This is a genomic window from Lacrimispora struthionigena (genome assembly GCF_048627165.1).
Lineage (GTDB): Bacteria > Bacillota > Clostridia > Lachnospirales > Lachnospiraceae > Lacrimispora.
This window is the reverse complement of record NZ_JBMBWP010000002.1, coordinates 682,511-702,238: the sequence shown is the minus strand read 5'-3', so window position 1 is coordinate 702,238 and position 19,728 is coordinate 682,511. Positions and strand designations below refer to the sequence as shown.

Here is a 19,728-nt window from a genome sequence, read left to right as displayed (position 1 = left end):
ACCGGTATTTACTTAGAACTTCTCATGGTCTGTGTCTCATAGGTTTTAAACTCATTATTCCAGGACACAAACCGGGGATCCTGGCGGTGATCGGTCAGGAGGTTTAAACCAGATAAGTAACTGCCCATATAGGCAGAAACTTTTTTTGCTCCGTAATAGTTGATATGATCTCCGCCGTCTCTGGTATCCGTGTTCCAGTCAATGGATAACTGGTCTAAAGACAGGTTAAGATCGATATAATCCAGGTCATTTTTATCAGCAAATTGTTTCACTGCATTATGTTTTGCATAAGTCCAGCATTTTGGAGAAGGAGAGCTGTATAAGACCAGCCGGATTCCTTTTTCCTTACATAACTGGCTGATTTTTGTCAGATACAGATAGGGCTGATCCTGTATTACCTCAACCTCATCCGTCTCTTCTGTATAAGGACCTCCTATATAAGGTTTGCTGTTACTATTATATTGATAGCCCTTATATGCAGGAGATGGTTTTTCTGCCATATCAGCGCTTAAATTTTTTAACATATAGAAATGGAAATATCTCCAGTTATTATGATACTGGTAAATAGGGAATATCTTTTTCGTTTTATCATCAACAATTGTTTCCAGAGCATTGATGTATTTAAAATCCCGAAAACAGGCATTGGTCTCCAACAGCACAACCTTTGGAGACTGTTTATTTAACACCTTTTCCAGAAGATAATAGGTATCCTGAAGTCTTTGTGCGGGTACGCCTAAGTTAAAACCAGTATATCCGTAAGTATTCCAGATCTCCAAAGGAGAGATGCTGGTGGAACTTTCACTGTCTCCGATGGATAAGTATCCGATGGTATTTTTGGGTTCTTTATAGATTCCTCCGGCTTTTTTATAAAGTCCTCCTGCTCCGGTGTTTGCTGGAAGGAACAGAAAGGACATGATATATAAAAGAAGCGTAAGTCCGGTAATAAAGGCTAATGTTCTTATTTTGTTTCCTGCATGCATTCCGTCACCTCTTAAAATCCGGCATAGATCAGTTTTGCCGGTATATATCCGTCGCCGTATGCACCGAGGACGATTACAAGTAGAATCGCACCATAATACAGAGTCCATCGTACCGGAATTTTATATCCGGATATTTTATCTCTTATGGAAATTCCACGTTCGTGAATGATACCAACTGTCAGTACTGCCAGAAAGCCTAAAAATACGGCTGTATAATCTGCTAAAGAAAGCCCAAGCTGCAACAGAGAGCCGTTGGTCAGTACCTTTGTGTTAAAGTCAGTAAATATAGACTGAAACATGGATAAACCGGCGGTCATGGTTTCCGCCCGGAAAAACAACTCACCGATGAAGACGATGATTAAAAGCTTCACAGACTGGAAAATCCGGTATAACAGATTATTCCGGTTGATCTTTAAGCGTTCAGCGGCTTTTATTACATAAGGTTCCGAAAGGTTTTCCAGTAAAATCAGAACAAAGTAATACATACCGAAAAACAGATAATGCCAGCCTGTGCCATGCCAGAAACCATTGCAGATCCATACACCAAAAAGTGCCGGAGCGGAAGCAACCACCTGACCCATATGCTTTCCTAATTTTGCTCTGGAATTTTTTCCGAATTTCTTTACCGGAGCGGTTAAAGATATGGGATAAAAGATATAGTCTTTCAGCCAGGTACCAAGTGTAATATGCCAGCGCCTCCAGAATTCGGAAGGGCTTTTGGAAAAAAATGGCTGCCTGAAATTTTCCGGAATCTTAATTCCAAAGATTTCCCCGGTTCCGATGGTCATGTCAATACAGCCGGAGAAATCTGCGTAAAGCTGAAAGGTATAGAGGATGGCACTGAGAATTACCACAATGCCTCCGTATTGTTTATAAGATCCAAAGACTGTCTCTACAAGCAGATTCAACCGGTCTGCAATAATCATTTTTTTGAACAGTCCCCATAATATTCTCTGAAAGCCGTAAGTAACATTTTTATATTCCAGAGGTTTACCCTCAGTCAGAGCGTTTGCTGTCTGGGAATAGCGGCATATAGGACCTTCCATTAATATTGGAAAGAAGGTCAGATAAAGAGCCAGTCGGCCCAGATGGTCGTCAGCCGGAATTTTTTCATAATATACATCTGCCAGATAGGAAACAGCCTGTAAGGTATAGAAGGATATTCCTATGGGTAGAGCAAACTTCATGGCAGGCAGCAGGTTAGGATAAGAGACTGCCTTTAACAGATGATTGACATTATCACTGAAAAATCCGGAGTATTTCAGGATTACCAGCATGCCAAGCTGAATTCCCAAACCCAGCCACAAGATTCTCCGCCGTTTGACGGCACAGGCTGCTTTCAGAGATTTTTTCTCTTCCCCAGTTACTCCTGTTAAATCCAGATCCCTTTTACAGGAAGAAAGCCACAGACCAATATGATGAATGGAAACAGTGGAGATCAGGAGGTAAACAATTAATTTTCCGCTAAGGGAAAGGAAAAACAGCCAGCTGGCCGCCAGTAAAACTTTATACCGGTGGCGTCCCGGTGCTAGCTGGTAAAGAAGCATGACACCGGGAAGAAAGATGAACAGGTAAAGGATAGATGTATAGGTCATAGATTAATCCTCTTTCAGCCGGTTAATCATGCTCCAAATCGCATTTGCTGAATTAAAGTTAACAGGTATCATATCAGCCGGAGTAATGGAAATGTCAAATGCATCCTCAAGCTCAGGAATCAGTGAGAGAATGGAAAAAGAATCCAAAAGTGCATCGTCAATCAGTCTTGTTTCTGTCTCATAGTCAATCCCCGGGTTAATCTCATTTAAAATCTCTAATAATTTGTTCATATATTTATCCCCTTTCTGAATGAAAAAAATTTAACTGGTCGGTTGCAAAAGAATCTCTTGCAATCCGGTACTGCTCATGTTCTGAATAAAGAAGTACCAAAGGAAGATCACGGCTTAAGAACATGGACATTCCTTCCGTAGCGGAGTAAGCACCTGTTTTTCCAAAAATCAGGTGGTCACCCTGTTTTAAGCTTTTAAACGGGTACTGCCTAACCAGTACATCACTGGAAGTGCAGAGAGAACCACAGACGGTCCATTCTCCCACTTCACCATCCTGGCTGCCGTAATGTTTAATAAAAGGTTTTTTCATAGCCAGCATCTGTCCGTAATAGTTCAGTTGATGAATACCTCCGTCAACGATGCAGTAAGACTGGTCATTGTTAGTTTTTAAGTCTACTACGCTGGTTGCATAAACGCCGCAGGATGCGGCGATGAAACGCCCCATTTCCAGTGTAACCTGCCCTTGGAAGGACAGATGCCCTATGGCTTTTGACAGGGCTAAAAGCATGGCTTCTTCCTCATCTTTTTCCCCTTCAAAGTAGCACACCGGAAGGCCGGGTCCGTATTCCAGTTTTTGTACTGTAAACTGATACTGATTCTGTAAATCTGCACAAAGCTGGTCCAGCATCATTAATTCACTTTCAAGCTTTGCACCTGATTTTTTCTGGGTGCCTGAAAAATACTGGAGACCTAAAATCTCCACGTACTCACAGGTATTTTCCATAATAATGCGGCGTATGGATGACTCATCCATTCCAAACTGATTTCCGCTGGTGAGACGTAAAAGCACCCTGATTTTTCGTTTTTCTTTCAGAGCACAGGAGGTAAGAATCTTCCAGTGTTCCCTGGATTCCACGGTAAAGATGATATCTTTATATTTGGATATGGCATATTCCATATCCTCCTGTTTCTTATATACACCTGACATCACAATCCGTTTTTCATCAATCCCGGCCCGTTCACAGATGTGAAATTCTCCTGGAGAGCAAACTTCAAAATAATCCACATGCATCTCCATATCCTTTACTAAAAACGGATTTGCCTTCATAGCAAAACAGATCTGGGTTTTGGGCGGGAGTGCTGATCGTATGTCCGCTATTCTGTCTGCAAGAATGTCTGTGTCAAACAGATAAAATGGTGTTTTATAATTTTTAAGTGCAGTCTTGAGTTTTGATTCATTTACTTCTGATTTCATAAACACATCTCCAATAATTTTTTTCTGTCCATCTTACCGTTTGCAGTAACGGGGATGTGAAGTACGGGAATGCACAGGTTGGGAATCATATAGGAAGGGAGTGTTTCCCGCATGCGTTTTAGCAATTCCTTTTTATCTAAATCCCCGCAGTAAAATGCAGCAAGGCGGTTTTTTTCACTGTCAAATGCACAGCAGGCGCGGCTGATTTCCGGATAGCTGTTCAAAATCAGTTCAATCTCCTCCAGTTCAATCCGGTGTCCCATGTGCTTAATCTGAAAATCCTTGCGTCCGGAGAAACAAAGTTCACCGTGACTATTATAAAAAGCAAGATCTCCAGTCCGGTAAATGGTCTCAGGATAGAGATCATTCAAGGGATTTTGAACAAATGCTTTTTTTGTCTGCTCCGGATTGTTATAATAACCCAGGGCAAGAGCGGTTCCTGCCACGCAGATTTCTCCGATTTCCCCTTCGGATGTAATAAGTTCATCATCTGATCCCAGGAGAAATACATGTTCATTGGGAAATGACGTTCCAATGGGTATTTTCTCTTCCGGTTCAAATACTCTTAAAACAGGATAATACGTACAGTTGCAGGTGATTTCAGTAGGCCCGTAAAGATTAACGAATCTGGCATTTGGAAGGTTCTTTTGCCAGATAGCCAGGTGGCTTGCAGGCATGGCCTCACCGCTGAATAAAACCTTATTTACATGGTCTGGCACTTTGTAAGTGAAGCCTTTTAACTGAGTCACCATACAAAGAGCTGACACAGCCCAGATCAGTGTTGTAATCTGATACTCGCAAAGGCAATCCAAAAGCATGGTGGGAATAGAAAAATATTTTTTTGGTATCAGAACAATGGAAGCGCCGGTTTTAAAGGCAGAATAGAGGTCTTTTACCGATACGTCAAAGTCCAGAGGCGCCTGATTGCCAAGTATATCATCTGTTGTAATCCCAAACAGATCAGGGAAATATTCCATAAAATCAATCACAGAACGGTGGCTTACTAAAACGCCCTTTGGAACTCCGGTAGATCCGGAAGTAAAGTTACAATACAATGGCTGAGTATCCAGTGATTTCTCCCTGACCGCTTTTAATCGTTCCGGATCAGCGGGGGCAGAAATAAGTTTATGGTATTCCAAAATGGTGCCTTTAAAAGAAATCTGTTTCAGTTTTTCGTCTGTCTCCGAAAGAGTGATAATGCAGTCTGTTTTTAGTACATCAAGAATCTGGCCGATACGTGCAACTGGCTGGTCGGGACTTATGAAGGTATAAAAACAGCCGGCATAGACGATTCCCATAAATGAGGTCACCGCTTCCACACATTTATCCATAAAGACCACAACAGGCTTTCCTGTTTTAGTATGCTCGGATAAAAAACTGCCGATTCGTTTTGCCCGGTCATAGAGCTCTTCGTAGGTACAGCTGGTTTCCGGATCAATAACTGCCTTTTTTTGAGGAAATTCTTTTGCAGAATGTTCCAGATATTCTAAAATATTATTCATGTTTGTGTTTCCTTTCCTGCCGGTTTAATGGGAAAAGTGGCGCAGGCTGTAAAAAGTGTTTCCGTAGTGAGAATTTCTAAACTCCCATCCATCTGCTGGGCAATTTTTCTGCATGTTTTCAATCCGATATTCGTACTTTCCTGAAAGACCAGGTCAGTCCGGATTTCATTGGTAATGCTGATGATTAAATTGTCACCGTCTCTGCCACCTTTTACGACAACAGGAGTGCCGTGACCAGCATATTTTCTCACGTTGGAAAAAAGGTTATCAAAGAGGCGTTTTAAATACTGAATATCAATTAAAATGCTGCAGGGTTCATTCATAAATTCAGTCTGTACTTCAAAACCAAGGCTGTTTAAGTTAAATACATGCTCGCTTAACAGCTGTTGAAGCAGAATTCTTGCATCAAAGGTTTCCATATTCATAAGGATGGTATCCTTACCAAATACAAGGAAGTACTGAAACAGTTTATCAGATAAATCTTTCAGCTGAATTGATTTTTCCTTACAGTTTTTAATGTATTTCTCCAGTTGCTCTTCAGAATGGTAGTCTTTGGAATCTAAAATCTCAAGATATCCGATTAATGAAGTTAAGGGTGTGCGGATATCGTGGGACATGGAGGTAATCAGCTCGCTGTTTGCTTCCCAGGCATCCTTTTCACTTTTATATCTTGTGATAATGGAATTACGCATATTGTCTGCGTTTTTAGCCAGAAGTGAAATTTCATCATTTCCTTTATGAAAAATCGGCTGTTCCAAATTACCCTGTTCAATTAAAGATACTTCTTTTGACAAAAGAACAATCCGGTCAATGATCCGTCGGTTATAAAGGATAATAACAATAAAAAATACAATAAAGAACATAATCCAGGAACAGTAAAGCACTACATCCAGCCATTTAATCTGGGAAGAATCGATGATGGAAACGGAGTAGGTACCGTCTGAAAATACAATATCACGTTCCTGCTGGTTGCAGCTTTCCACAATGGTTGTTGCAGTCTCATAGGAGGAATAAGAATCATTCCAGTAACCGGATTCATATAGAATTTCGTCTCCGTTATATATGGTCAGATAGACATATTTATGATTCTTGACCCATCTGGAGATAGCTCTTACATTTTTTACCGATACTTTATTTTTTCTTACGTAATTTTCAAAGGAATCCTGATAGATGTTTAACCGATTCTGTACCGAGTCTTCATCCATGTGCTTCTTTGAAACCATGTAATCTCCCAGGTTATCCACAATCAGATATACGGTGAAGCTTAAAAATGCTCCAAGCAGGAGTACAAGTATCTGCTTATAACGCAGTGAGGATAATGTTTTACCCTTCATCAATCTGATAGCCCTTTCCCCAGACGGTTCGGATAATTAGTGGATTATTAAAATCCAGTTCCAGTTTCTTTCTCAGCTTTAAGATATGAACCATAATGGTATTGGTGGAGGAAGGAAGAAACTTTTCATTCCATACCCCCTCATAGATGGCCTGAGCATCTTTTGCGGTTCCTTTGTTTTTTACCAGATACATTAAAACCAGATATTCCGTATCGGTAAGCTCTATTTTCTGATTTTCCCGGTATACCCAGTGGTTTACCGTATCAATCACAATATCCTGAACATGGACTTCTGAAAGATTAACAGAAGATTCCGATTTCCCTTTGTAGACAACGTATCTTCTTAAGAGAGACTGGATTTTCATAAAAAGTTCTGCCTGGGAAAATGGTTTCACCAGATAATCATCGCCGCCGTTTTCGTAAGCATCGTTTTTATCTGTCTCTTTTGATTTGGCAGTTAAAAATAATACCGGTGCGGAATGAAAGGTTCTGATTTGTGAACATGCTTCAATCCCGGACATACCTGGCATCATGATATCCAGTATAATCAGGTCGATATCAGAATTTTCTCTAACTGCTTTTACCGCATCGTTTCCGTTTGCGGCTTCTAAAACGAGATAGCCTTTGTTCTCCAGCTGTATACGGATTACTTCACGGATATCTGCGTCGTCATCTACCACCAATATCTGCTGTGTGGAACTCATGGACAGATGCCTCCTTGATTGTTTAATCAAGTGAATTATATCACTAATAGATGCAATAACAAGGCAATATAGCCTGATTTAAGAATTATTAAGAAATAGTGAGACATTATTTCCGTAATTGTTTTAAGAATTATTTAGACATTTATAATTAAAAAAACCGGATATGTCATTGGTTATGTGACATATCCGCTTTGGGAGTACTGATTAACAGGATGATTAACCCACTGGCGCCATGAGAATCTTTCCAGTTCCCCGGTAAACATTGACAAGACCTTCCCCTGAAACTGCGGAACCAATTAGGGATTTGGAGGAACGTTCTACCGTGAATTTTAAGGAATTAGACCAGGCGATTGCCATGTTTCCGTCAATTTTAATTTCATCGTCTTTTAATTCAAATTCAATTAGCTCTTCTCTGGGTACCGGGCTTTCTAAAACAGCAATTCCCTGTCCGGTCAGGCATAGGTTAAAGAACCCTTCCTTACCGGCAACTGCTGAGGTCAGTGTGGTTCTTGCAACTACATTCTGTTTGATGTCGGAATCACAGGCCAGGAATAATCCGTCTTCCAGCACCATGCTTCCCCATTCGGAGACCTCCTCCAGAAGAATGTGCCTGTAAGTGGGTTCCAGCATTAAAAGGCCGCTGCCTTTAAATTCCGGCTTTGCAGATGATTCTTTTGTCACCTTGGAAGCAAGTGCCTTACCTAGAAAATCGCCTACACCCTTTATTCCGGAAGTCATGGCAACGGAGCCGGAAGTCCACTGCATGGCACCAGCCTGGACGGTAAAGGAATTGCCATTGAGTTCAATTAAAACCTGCCTTTTACGGATATTCATCTTGGATGCATAATAGGAAGCGATGGCAGAGCCGGCTTCAACACTTAAATCTTTTTGATGCTCAAATACCTTAACACAGCCACGTTCATTAATCTTAAGCATGTTCCCGTTGTCATAAAGATTTTTGTAGGTTATCATATGTTTTCTCCTTTTATTATTACTCCTTAGAATGTCGTCAGAATTGCTTTATGTAATAAGAAAAAAGGGAAAAGATTAGTAAAAATAAGTTTTTTCATCACGGGGAAAAGCTATGATACATAGGATAAAATATGAGAAGAGGTATTTCAGAACAATTAATATAGCAAAGTTATAAATATGCTGACGAAGGTTTTTGCAGAAGCCAGAAATTTATCTTAAGCATGCACATAGTACTGCCGGGCTGTATGATTCAGCCCGGCAGTTTTCTGATATGGGCAGGTTGCATCCAAAAGAATCTGTGGTATGATAAATCATGAAAGTAAAAAACATGGAACCGGAGGCGGATTTAAAATGAAACAGCAGTACATGGAAACCGCGAAAAGCGGGAAAGACTTAATTGCAGAAATAAATGAGACAATACCAGGGGAAGGACAAGCCGCGTTCTGGTGGCTTGGGCAGCTGGGGTATGCCGCGAAGCTGGGCACAGTTACAATCTATATCGATGCATTTCTCTCGGAACGTCCTGACAGAAGAATCGCACCGCTCTTTGATCCCAGTGAAATAACCAATGCAGATTACATAATAGGAACTCATGATCATTTGGATCACATTGACCGGAATGTCTGGCATCGGCTTTCAGTCAGCTCGCCAAATGCATTGTTTCTTGTGCCGGAGAAGCTGATCCCTGTACTCAGTGAGGATCTTATGATTGATAAAAGCCGCTTTCTGGGGCTTAATGATGGAAAAACCCAGATATTAAAAGGTGGTATTAAAATAACAGGGATTGCATCTGCTCACGAGTTTCTGGATCAGGATCCGGTAACTGGCCAATATCCTTACACAGGAGTTGTGATAGAAGGGATGGGCGTTAAGCTGTATCATTCAGGAGATACCTGTATTTATGAAGGACTGTACGGCAAATTAAGAAGTTTTGGAGATATGGATGTGATGTTTCTTCCTATTAATGGAAGGGATGGGGTACGCTACCGCTCCAGTATCATCGGAAACATGACGTATCAGGAAGCAGTGGATCTGGCAGGAGCAATGAAACCGGGGCTTACGGTTCCCGGTCATTATGAGATGTTTTCCAGCAATCAGGAGGACCCCGACCGTTTTGAAGATTATATAACCATTAAATATCCCGGTTTGCCATACTGGCTTGGAAGGCATGGGGAAAAGGTTCTTTATTCACAAATCAAATAAGATACATTCAAAAATATACAAAAAAGTCCAAAATATGTAGCATTTACCATTTCCCTGAATATATTTATTATAGTGAAGCAGGAAAGGAAATGCGAGATGGCAATTAAAATATTTATTGATCAGGGGCATAATCCCAGCGGATATTTTAACAGCGGTGCAGAGGCCAATGGATTACAGGAATCAGAAATTAATTACCAGGTGGGAATTTACCTTCAAAACCTCTTAAACAGTGACCCCCGGTTTGAGGCAAGAGTCTCAAGGCCACAGCCGGATACCGTTCTGGGTACCAACAATACTACCAGCCTGGCTGCCAGGGTTGCCATGGCAAACCAGTGGCCGGCAGATTATTTTATCAGCATCCACTGCAATTTAAATCCTAATCCCGAAATAAACGGAACGGAAGTATACATTTATCAGTATTTTACTCAGGGACAGTGGCTGGCGGAACAGATTATGGGCGGAATTAACGATATGGTTGGTACCAAAAACAACGGAATCCGGGAAAACCCTTCTTTGTACGTACTTAGGAATGCAGATATGCCCGCTAATTTAGTAGAACTGGGATATATAAGCAATCCATCGGATGCAGAAAAGCTTCGTAACGATCAGTATGGATTTGCTTACGGAATCTATCTGGGGCTTTTACGGTATTTTGGATTTGCATAGGTCAGAAAAGCTTTTAAGTGATGCTTTCTTTGAGGTAAATTCTTCAAAGAAAGCATTTTTTCATGGAATTGTTGTGAAAATACAAAACAGGTTGCTCAATCCAGGGAATGTGACTTATAATACTGATATTAACTGCAAATGAGTCAATAAACAAAAGAAGAGAGAGGACCATCGTCATGAAATCGCTGTCAGATATACTATACTGGCTGGATGATCTGATCTGGGGACTGCCAATGATTCTTATCCTGGTGGGAACCGGGATCTATTTAACGGTTCGTTTCCGTTTCATTTACCAGAGAAAAGTGCTTTTTCATTTTAAAAACACCTACGGAAAGATGTTTCATAAAGCGGAAGGAGAGGGAACGGTTTCCGGCTTTGCAGCTGCATGTACGGCACTTGCCAACACCATAGGTACAGGCAATATCAGCGGTGTGGCCACTGCCATCGTCAGCGGCGGACCGGGAGCACTGTTCTGGATGTGGGTTTCCGCCTTTTTTGGAATGTCAATTAAGGCAAGTGAAATTATGATTGGTCAAAGGTACCGCCAGAAATATGAGAAATCCATGGATGAATATGTATGCGACCGTTCCTTTGTTATGAAGAATGCATTTGGCTGGAAGAAAGGCGCCGTTATACTGGCCGTGTTCTGCCTGGTGTTCGGACCATGGACCTGCTGTGTTCAGACAGAGGCAGTCACCAGCTCCATAAAAGAAGGGCTGGGAATCGCCCCATGGATCACAGTAATACTCATTGGCATTACCTGCTTTGTCACAATCGCCGGTGGGTTAAAGAGAATATCCAGCTTTATGGAAAAAGTGATTCCCATCATGGCTCTTTTTTATGTGGCGGCCGGAATTGGCATTATGATTTTAAATTATCAGAGAGTTCCAGAGATCGTTCTGCTTGTTTTCCGTTCTGCATTTACTCCCACAGCGGCTGCCGGTGGATTTGCCGGGGCGACTGTCCGGGACGCCATTCAATACGGTGTGGCAAGAGGGCTGTATTCCAACGATGCAGGAACCGGTTACGGGATTATTGCCCACGCATCTGCAAAGACGGATGATCCCGTAAGACAGTCTTCCTGGGGCTGGGGCGAGATTTTTTTAGATACCATTGTAATCTGCAGCATCACGGCATTTTCCATACTATCCACAGATGCCTATATTACGGCAGATGCAACTTCTGGTGCGCTTACCACCATAGCCTTTAAGAAGGCATACGGAAGCGGAGGCGGAGTGATCATTTCTCTCGCAATTGCCGTTTTTGCATGGACAACCATTATCGGTATGTATTATGCCTGTGAAAAGTCTGTAAACTACGCTCTGGGAGACACTAAGCTTAATAAGCTTGCCATGCCCGTATATATGGTTTACTATCTGATTCCATGCCTGATTTTTTATAATATCAAAGCCGATGTATTATGGGCATTTACTGACATTTTAACGGCATCCTATGTAGTAATCACGCTGATCTTTATTTATGCAAAGCAGAAAGAAATTTTCAGGTTGTTTGATGATTTCTGGTACCGGTTTTTACCAGCTAAAAACAGGGGAGAAAATCCGCCGCCGGTGGTTTTAAAAGGAGGAGAAGAATAGATGAGAACAAGTTTTGATGAAATAAGAAAAGAGAAAGATTTAATTATTCTGGACGGAGCCATGGCTACAGAGCTTGAAAAGAAAGGGCTTGATTTAAACGATGAGCTTTGGAGTGCAAAAGTGCTGGAGAGCCAGCCACAGGCAATCAATGATGTCCATTATGATTATTTTAAAAATGGAGCAGATGCAGGAACCTCTGCCAGCTATCAGGCAAGTATAGCCGGGTTTTTAAAGAAAGGCTATTCGGAGCAGGAAGCAAAAGATTTTATCGCCCGCTCCATGGAACTTCTTCTTGAAACCAGAAGCCGCTGGTGGGAGGAAGAGGGCAGAAGTACGGGAAGATGTCTGCCTCTTGCTGTGGGGTCAATCGGTCCTTACGGCGCTTATCTGGCGGACGGATCGGAATACACCGGCAATTATCAGGTATCAGAGGCGGAACTGGAAGCATTTCACAAAGACCGGATGGACATATTAAAAGAGGCAGGGGCAGAGCTGTTTGCACTGGAGACATTCCCGTGTCTTTATGAGGCAGTTGTCTGCGCCAGAATTATGGAACAGTTAAACGCCGATTATTACATCAGCTTTTCATTTAAAAACAGCAATCAGATCAATGGGGGAGATACCATTGAATCGTGCGTGAAGGCTTTAGGGGGATTCAAACATCTAAAGGCGATTGGCGTTAACTGCACCCAGCCCCATCTGGTGACAGATATTATAAAGACATATCAATCACATACAAGCCTTCCCATTGTTGCATATCCAAACAGCGGTGAGACTTATGATGCCTGCTGTAAGACCTGGCATGGAGTGAAGGAGCCGGGGCAGTACGGACAGTGGGCAGCAAAGTGGTATGAGGCAGGCGCAGGTCTGATCGGCGGATGCTGCCGGACTACGCCAGCGGATATTCATGAGATTTTTACCTGGTACCAGAAAAACAGATGAAGCAGGATTAGTAAGAGGTGACTGGCAATGACATTGTTTTCCCGTCAGGTGATGGAGCAATTTGGGGAACTGGACTACGAGGTTTACAATTATATATTAAAAAACAGTGAGAAAATACCGTATATGACAATCCGGGAGGTGGCGAAGGAAGCTCATGTGTCTACCACTACCATTACCCGGTTTTGCAGGAAAGCCATGTGTAGCGGTTTTTCTGAATTTAAGGTGCGGTTTAAGCTGGAAAAGGAAAAGAAGGGATCTGTGAAGAAACGGTTTGATCTATCCTCCATCACAGATTTTTTTGAGCGGGTCAACTCAGATGCGTTTCAAAAACAGCTGGATACAATCGCCGGAGTGATTGCAGGAAAACGGCAGATTATTTTCATTGGAACCGGTAATTCGGGAATCATGGCTGAATATGCAAGCCGGTATTTTTGCAATATCGGAATATTTTCAACCGGGATTAACGGTCCCATGTTTCCCATTAATCTGGAGTTTCCAGAGGAAAGTATCATTATTGTTTTGTCTGTGGAAGGGGAGACCAATATTATTATAGAGAATTCTTCTATATTGAAGGAGAGCAGCACTCTGGTATCCATTACAAACAGCAGGAACAGCACTCTGGCAAGAATCTCCGATTACAACATCTCCTATTACATTCAAAAAGAAAGAAAAGAGTTGGAAGAGATGAAGGTGGATATCACTTCTCAGATACCGGCAGTTTATATTGTAGAAGCCCTGGCAAGGCTGACCATGGAAAAGAAACAGGGATAAAACACCCTGTTTTTTTTGTGGAACAAATGCCAAAACGCCCATGCTTGTTCCCAAAGAAGGCAAATCCGTTCCCTTTCCCAGATTTTTGGAGTATGCTTTTTTTATCAAATACCAGGAGGTAAGCAGATGAAAGGGAAAATTAAAATAGTAACCATTGGAGGCGGGTCCAGTTATACTCCCGAACTGATAGAAGGCTTTATCAAACGGAAAGAAGAACTTCCCATTGGAGAAATCTGGCTGGTGGATATTGAAGAGGGAAAAGAAAAGCTGGAAATTGTAGGGAACCTTGCAAAACGTATGGTGAAAGCAGCAGGTCTTGACTGGGAGGTTCATTTAACTCTGGATCGGAGAGCGGCTTTAAAGGATGCGGATTTTGTTTCCACCCAGTTTCGGGTAGGACTTTTGGATGCACGGATTAAGGACGAACGGATTCCATTGTCACACGGTGTAATCGGGCAGGAGACCAACGGTGCAGGCGGCATGTTTAAGGCGTTTCGTACAGTTCCAGTCATTCTGGAAATTGTGGAGGATATGAAGGAACTCTGTCCGGATGCATGGCTTGTAAACTTTACAAACCCCTCCGGCATGGTAACAGAAGCAGTGATGCGTTACGGCAAATGGGATAAGGTAGTGGGGCTGTGCAACGTTCCCATTATGTGCAGAAAGATTGTGGCAGGAGCCTTACAGGAAAAGGAAGAGGATTTGTTTTTTCGTTTCGGCGGCTTAAACCATTTCCACTGGCACAGAGTATGGAATCATGAGGGCGTGGAAAAAACAGGAGAAGTTCTTGAGTTGGTATATACAAAACCGGATGGCCTTAAAAATGCCATGCAGGGGCTGAAAAGTTCCGGAGTTCAAAACATTCCCAATATTGCCTTTTTAGCTGATCAGATCAGAGATCTTGGAATCATTCCATGTATGTATCACCGGTATTACTACATTACGGATGATATGCTGAAGGAAGAACTGGAGGCGTATGCAAAAGGGGAAACAAGAGCAGAGCTTGTAAAGAAGACGGAAGCAGAGCTATTTGAACTTTATAAGGATCCTGATTTAAATATTAAGCCCGTTCAGCTGGAAAAGCGAGGCGGAGCGTTCTATTCCGATGCTGCCTGTGAGTTGATCGCATCCATTTATAATGACAAGAAGACCACCATGGTTGTCAGCACCAGAAACAACGGCGCAATCTCCGATCTGCCAGATGACGTGGTTGTTGAAGTCAGCAGCATTATTACAGCAGGCGGTCCGGTTCCCATCTCATGGGGGAGCTTCGATTCTTCCACCAGAGGGCTGCTGCAGCTGATGAAGGACATGGAACTGACTACCATAAAAGCAGCGGTAACTGGTGATTACGGAACTGCACAGCAGGCATTTACCTTAAATCCACTGGTACCCAGCGGTAAGATCGCGGGAACTATCCTTGATGAACTTCTAGTGGCTCACAAAAAGCATCTTCCCCAGTTTCAGGAAAAGATTGCCCAGTTAGAAGCAGAAGGGAAATAATCAGCGGGACAGACAGAGTACCCTGTTGATAGACAAACTCATATCATACAGTATGAATCTGATTAATTGAGAAATGCTGGTGATAAAAGTGAGTCTGTATAAAGATGGTTTAACGGGAGTAATTATTACTCCCTGTCAGAAAGAATATGAAAAAGCAAGGCAGGAGTGGAACCGGGCAGTTCAGAAATTCCCGGAGGTAATTGTTTATTGCAGCCAGGTTTCTGATATACAAAATGCAGTACATTATGCAAGACGGAATGAGATGGGAATACGAATCCGGTCAGGCGGTCATCATTATCAGGGTTATTCCACCGGAAATGGGGTACTGGTGATTGATGTGAGTCCGATGAAGGGCATCCGTCTTTCTGGTTCCGGGCAGTGTATTGTCATGGAAAGTGGTGTTCAAAACCGGGAAGTGTACAATTTTGTAGGAGAAAAGGGATATCCATTTCCGGGAGGGACCTGCCCTACTGTGGGAGCAGCTGGTTATACGCTGGGAGGCGGCTGGGGATATTCAAGCCGTTTCCTGGGGCTTGGCTGTGACAGCTTAAAAGCTGCAGAAATAGTTAATTATGAAGGTAAGGTCTTAACTGCGGATGAAACCTGTAACCCAGATCTGTTCTGGGCTTTAAGAGGAGCAGGCGGAGGAAATTTTGGTGTTGTTACCTCTTTAAAGTATAAGCTGCCACCAAGAATAACAGCAGTAACTCTGGTGGATCTTGAGTATATCAGCCCCGGACTTGAAGAAATGGCCGGATTTTTAGGAGTCTGGCAGAAATGGCTGGTGGGTTTAGATCCACGGATTACCATAAATATCAGTATGTATAATTCGCCCCAAGACGGACTTGGGATTTTCGGGAGAGGTTTGTTTTATGGATCAGCGGAGGAAGCCGCGTTCCTATTGAACCCTTTTGAAAGGGACGGAGCGGTTTTATCTTATGAGGAATTGTCGTTTTTTCAGGCTATGGAAAAAATACAGTCTTCCTATCCGGATTCTGAAAAGTTTCAGTCCACTGGACGTTTTGTTCAAAGAATGTACGGGGCAAAAGAGCGGATGCAGATTGCGGGTCTGATAGCAGAACGGGCGGAAGGCTCGGTTTATGCGGCAGTTACCGTCTATGCACTTGGCGGTAAGATCCGGGAGGTAAGCCCTGTCAGCACCGCTTATTTTTTCAGGGATGCGTCTTATATCATGGGCATTCAGTCCGTGTGGGAAGATGATTGCTATGGAGAGATTAACAGGCAGTGGCTTTATCCCAGGTTTCAATATATAAAGGGATTGACAGAGGGATCCTATGTCAATTTCCCCTATAACCGGCTGCCGGATTATGAAGAGGAGTATTACGGCGAGAATGTCTGCAGATTAAGACAGACAGAGAGTCGGTATGATCCTCTTCATGTATTCAGTTTTCCTCAGGCGATCCGGTAGCAGGTAAAGGGGTAAGGATTTTTGCTGTTACAGGGTAGCTTTGGACTTGGGTGTTTTTATTTGAGGCATAGGTAAAGAGCTATCTTTGGCTATGCCTCAAATGTTATGGAAGGAATTATGAAATTGAAGAAATGAGACAGGTGTAGGGAAAAGATTTAATCTGTGCCACGCAAATGCGAAACGGCGGGGCAAAGGCGAAGCGCAATCAGCTACCATGCCTCAAATGGTATAAAAATGAATCATAGAATTGTAGAACTGGGGCAGGTGTAGGAAAAAGACTTATCTATGCCACGCAAATGCAAAACGGCGGGGTAAAGGCGAAGCGCAATCAGCTGCCATGCCTCAAATGGTATTAAAGAAATCATAGAATTAGAGAACTGGGGCAGGTGTAGGAAAAAAACTTTATATAAGTCTTTAAAATCTCCCTCGATCACGGTCAAACATGTAACACGCTCCTTAACTTGACGCAAGTAGAAAACGGTGTTATACTTTTAACCGCATAGAAGACAGTTCATTAGTACCATCCTGTCTATAAACAAAACTAGGGCTGATTTTAATATTGTTAGAACGAAAAGTTATTGCAGTTATTATAGCTTTTTTTTCGTGCAGATAGAGAAAGCAGACATAGTCATATGTCTGCTTTTTTTGCAATAATACGGCAAAGTTAAAATTCTGCCTCTGAATTTCGAAAGGACAAAGAGACAATGTATTATCTGGAAACAGAACAAAGTTTTGACTCCGCTCATTTTTTAAAGGGCTATGATGGAAAATGCAAAAATATCCACGGTCACAGATGGCGGGTTGTAATTGAAATTAAAAGCCCCACACTTCAAAAAGAAGGACAGACACAGGGGATGATCGTTGATTTCTCCAGGCTGAAGCAGGGTTTGAAAGAAGAAACCGATTATTTTGACCATTCTCTGATCATGGAAACAGGCTCGTTAAAGCCTGATACACTTACGGCTCTTAAAGAAGAGGGATTTTTACTGGTGGAAGTGAATTTTCGCCCCACAGCAGAAGAATTTTCAAGATACTTTTATGAAAGAATGAGCCAGAGAGGTTATGACGTGAAATCTGCCAAAGTGTATGAGACTCCTGCAAACTGTGCTTCTTATGGGGAGGATAGCCATGGCAGATTATAATGTAGCAGAAACCTTTGTAAGCATCAACGGAGAGGGGGTATATGCCGGTCAGCTGGCTGTATTTATCCGTTTTTATGGATGCAATCTTTCCTGCTCTTATTGCGATACCGCCTGGGCCAAAGAAGCCGTGACACCTGGAAAAATAATGAGTGAGCTTGATATTTATGAATACATAAAAGAAACGGGTATAAAAAATGTAACTCTCACGGGAGGCGAGCCCCTGATCCAGCCTGGCATCGGAGATCTTCTTTCTCTTCTTTTATTAGACGAAAAACTTCGTGTGGAGGTTGAAACAAACGGAAGTGCAGACATTTCAACCTATCAGAGAGAAACAAATGCACTTACCTTTACCATGGATTATAAACTTCCGGGAAGCGGAATGGAAACTGCTATGAAGCTTTCTAACTTTGATTATTTAAAACAGAAGGATACGGTAAAATTTGTTGCAGAAAGTATAACGGATCTGAGAAGAGCTGTGGAGGTGATAGACCGCTATCAGCTTTCCGGCCGGTGTCATCTGTATTTTAGCACTGTTTTTGGCAGCCTTTCATTGCCTGATGTAGTGGAATTTATGAAACAGAACCAGTTAAATGATGTGACTCTTCAGCTGCAGATGCATAAAATCATCTGGGGATCCGATGCAGTGGGCGTTTAATCAGAAGGGAGAGATGTGCAGTGGCGATTGATACAGACGCAATTCAGACCCATGTGAGAGGAATATTAAAGGCATTGGGCGAGGACCCGGACAGGGAAGGCTTAAAAGAAACGCCGTCCAGGGTTGCGAAGATGTACGGGGAAGTTTTTGAAGGCATCAATTATTCCAACCATGAAATTGCACTGATGTTTGGAAAAACCTTTGAAGAGGATATGGATACAAACGGTGTAGGAGATGACATGGTGGTAGTAAAGGACATAGAAGTGTTCAGTTACTGTGAACACCATATGGCGCTGATGTACGATATGAAAGTTGCTGTGGCCTATATACCAAATGGGAAAGTGATTGGATTAAGTAAAATTGCCAGAATTGCCGATATGGCAGCCAGGAGACTTCAGCTTCAGGAGAGAATTGGTTCAGATATAGCAGAAATCATGGCAGAAGTTACCGGCTCAGAGGATATAGAAGTTGTGATAGAAGGCAGCCACAGCTGTATGACTGCCAGAGGAATTAAAAGTTCTTCGGCCAGGACGAAAACAGTCACGTTAAGAGGACGTTTTAAGACGGAGCCGGAATTACGGATATGAAAATTGTATAAGAAAAAAGAAACGGAGAGAATCATGAAAGCACTGGTATTATTAAGCGGGGGCGTTGACAGCGCCACCTGCCTTGGTATGGCAATTGAAGAATATGGCAGAAAGAATGTATGTGGTTTGTCCATTTCCTACGGGCAAAAGCATGCAAAAGAGCTGGAAGCGGCAAAAAAGATTGCAGATTATTATGAGATAGAATTTATAAGTCTGGATTTAAGCACAATATTTGCTTACAGTGACTGTTCCTTATTAACCCAGTCTCAACAAGAGATACCAAGAGAAAGCTATGCAAAGCAGCTTGAAAGCAGCGAAGGAAAACCGGTATCTACCTACGTTCCCTTCCGCAACGGATTGTTTCTTTCCTCAGCAGCCAGTATCGCCCTGTCAAAAGGCTGCAGCGTGATCTATTACGGAGCTCATAGCGATGATGCGGCAGGGAATGCCTATCCGGACTGCAGCAGTTCTTTTCAGAAAGCAATGAGCCGCGCCGTCTACATTGGAAGCGGAAATCAGCTTACCATAAAAGCACCTTTTGTGTTATGGACCAAAGCAGAAGTTGTGGAGCGGGGATTGATGCTTCATGTTCCTTATGAACTGACATGGAGCTGCTATGAAGGCGGAGAGGAACCATGCGGAAAATGCGGTACCTGCATAGACCGTGCAGAGGCCTTTGCAAAGAATGGAATGAAAGATCCTGCTTTAAAGAGAGGAGAATAA

General features: G+C 42.5%; 19 protein-coding genes. 11 read left to right on the top strand and 8 right to left on the bottom strand.

Features of this window, described 5'->3' with window-relative positions; genetic code table 11:
* Positions 1 to 8: 8 nt before the first annotated feature.
* From ACOAOT_RS12165 to ACOAOT_RS12130, 8 genes are all read right to left on the bottom strand, one after another.
* Positions 9 to 980, bottom strand: coding sequence for a hypothetical protein (locus ACOAOT_RS12165; protein ID WP_420217203.1), 972 nt, complete (start codon positions 978 to 980; stop codon positions 9 to 11).
* An 11-nt stretch (positions 981 to 991) separates the two neighbouring features.
* Complete coding sequence (locus ACOAOT_RS12160; protein ID WP_420217202.1) at positions 992 to 2,575, bottom strand: MBOAT family O-acyltransferase; 1,584 nt, start codon at positions 2,573 to 2,575, stop codon at positions 992 to 994.
* A 3-nt stretch (positions 2,576 to 2,578) separates the two neighbouring features.
* Complete coding sequence (locus ACOAOT_RS12155) at positions 2,579 to 2,806, bottom strand: acyl carrier protein (RefSeq protein ID WP_420217201.1); 228 nt, start codon at positions 2,804 to 2,806, stop codon at positions 2,579 to 2,581.
* A gap of 4 nt (positions 2,807 to 2,810) precedes the next feature.
* On the bottom strand, positions 2,811 to 4,001 hold the full coding sequence (locus ACOAOT_RS12150) for a diaminopimelate decarboxylase family protein (protein ID WP_420217200.1): 1,191 nt from the start codon (positions 3,999 to 4,001) through the stop codon (positions 2,811 to 2,813).
* Positions 3,998 to 5,503, bottom strand: coding sequence for an amino acid adenylation domain-containing protein (locus ACOAOT_RS12145; protein ID WP_420217199.1), 1,506 nt, complete (start codon positions 5,501 to 5,503; stop codon positions 3,998 to 4,000). The genes ACOAOT_RS12150 and ACOAOT_RS12145 overlap by 4 nt, the downstream gene beginning before the upstream one ends.
* The gene (locus ACOAOT_RS12140; protein WP_420217198.1) at positions 5,500 to 6,837 is read right to left on the bottom strand and encodes a HAMP domain-containing sensor histidine kinase; all 1,338 of its coding nucleotides are present in this window, start codon (positions 6,835 to 6,837) and stop codon (positions 5,500 to 5,502) included. Before ACOAOT_RS12140 ends, ACOAOT_RS12145 begins: the two co-directional genes overlap by 4 nt.
* On the bottom strand, positions 6,827 to 7,540 hold the full coding sequence (locus ACOAOT_RS12135; RefSeq protein ID WP_420217197.1) for a response regulator transcription factor: 714 nt from the start codon (positions 7,538 to 7,540) through the stop codon (positions 6,827 to 6,829). The genes ACOAOT_RS12140 and ACOAOT_RS12135 overlap by 11 nt, the downstream gene beginning before the upstream one ends.
* 216 nt (positions 7,541 to 7,756) lie before the next feature.
* A complete protein-coding gene (locus tag ACOAOT_RS12130; protein ID WP_420217196.1) occupies positions 7,757 to 8,512 on the bottom strand; it encodes an AIM24 family protein in 756 nt (251 codons plus the stop codon).
* A 303-nt stretch (positions 8,513 to 8,815) separates the two neighbouring features.
* Here ACOAOT_RS12130 and ACOAOT_RS12125 point away from each other — a divergent pair, with 303 nt between their 5' ends.
* The 11 genes from ACOAOT_RS12125 to queC all read left to right on the top strand — a co-directional run bounded on the left by ACOAOT_RS12125 (position 8,816) and on the right by queC (position 19,728).
* Positions 8,816 to 9,715, top strand: a complete 900-nt coding sequence (locus ACOAOT_RS12125; protein ID WP_420217195.1) for an MBL fold metallo-hydrolase — start codon at positions 8,816 to 8,818, stop codon at positions 9,713 to 9,715.
* 96 nt (positions 9,716 to 9,811) lie between these two features.
* Positions 9,812 to 10,381, top strand: coding sequence for an N-acetylmuramoyl-L-alanine amidase family protein (locus ACOAOT_RS12120; protein ID WP_420217194.1), 570 nt, complete (start codon positions 9,812 to 9,814; stop codon positions 10,379 to 10,381).
* A 176-nt stretch (positions 10,382 to 10,557) separates the two neighbouring features.
* Positions 10,558 to 11,976, top strand: coding sequence for an alanine/glycine:cation symporter family protein (locus ACOAOT_RS12115; RefSeq protein WP_420217193.1), 1,419 nt, complete (start codon positions 10,558 to 10,560; stop codon positions 11,974 to 11,976).
* Positions 11,977 to 12,918 carry a homocysteine S-methyltransferase gene (gene mmuM / locus ACOAOT_RS12110; protein ID WP_420217192.1) on the top strand — a complete coding sequence of 314 codons (942 nt, stop codon included), beginning with the start codon at positions 11,977 to 11,979 and terminating at the stop codon, positions 12,916 to 12,918.
* Positions 12,919 to 12,945: 27 nt separating this feature from the next.
* Positions 12,946 to 13,689, top strand: a complete 744-nt coding sequence (locus ACOAOT_RS12105) for a MurR/RpiR family transcriptional regulator (RefSeq protein ID WP_420217191.1) — start codon at positions 12,946 to 12,948, stop codon at positions 13,687 to 13,689.
* A 126-nt stretch (positions 13,690 to 13,815) separates the two neighbouring features.
* Positions 13,816 to 15,192 (top strand): 6-phospho-beta-glucosidase, encoded by a 1,377-nt coding sequence (locus ACOAOT_RS12100; RefSeq protein ID WP_420217190.1) that lies wholly within the window; start codon positions 13,816 to 13,818, stop codon positions 15,190 to 15,192.
* 88 nt (positions 15,193 to 15,280) lie between these two features.
* Entirely contained in the window at positions 15,281 to 16,621 is a 1,341-nt protein-coding gene (locus ACOAOT_RS12095; protein WP_420217189.1) for an FAD-binding oxidoreductase, read from the top strand.
* Positions 16,622 to 17,325: 704 nt separating this feature from the next.
* On the top strand, positions 17,326 to 17,763 hold the full coding sequence (locus ACOAOT_RS12090) for a 6-pyruvoyl trahydropterin synthase family protein (RefSeq protein ID WP_420217188.1): 438 nt from the start codon (positions 17,326 to 17,328) through the stop codon (positions 17,761 to 17,763).
* Positions 17,750 to 18,418, top strand: a complete 669-nt coding sequence (gene queE / locus ACOAOT_RS12085) for a putative 7-carboxy-7-deazaguanine synthase QueE (protein WP_420217187.1) — start codon at positions 17,750 to 17,752, stop codon at positions 18,416 to 18,418. Before ACOAOT_RS12090 ends, queE begins: the two co-directional genes overlap by 14 nt.
* A 20-nt stretch (positions 18,419 to 18,438) precedes the next feature.
* Positions 18,439 to 19,005, top strand: a complete 567-nt coding sequence (gene folE, locus ACOAOT_RS12080) for a GTP cyclohydrolase I FolE (protein WP_420217186.1) — start codon at positions 18,439 to 18,441, stop codon at positions 19,003 to 19,005.
* 33 nt (positions 19,006 to 19,038) lie between these two features.
* Positions 19,039 to 19,728 carry a 7-cyano-7-deazaguanine synthase QueC gene (gene queC, locus ACOAOT_RS12075; protein WP_420217185.1) on the top strand — a complete coding sequence of 230 codons (690 nt, stop codon included), beginning with the start codon at positions 19,039 to 19,041 and terminating at the stop codon, positions 19,726 to 19,728.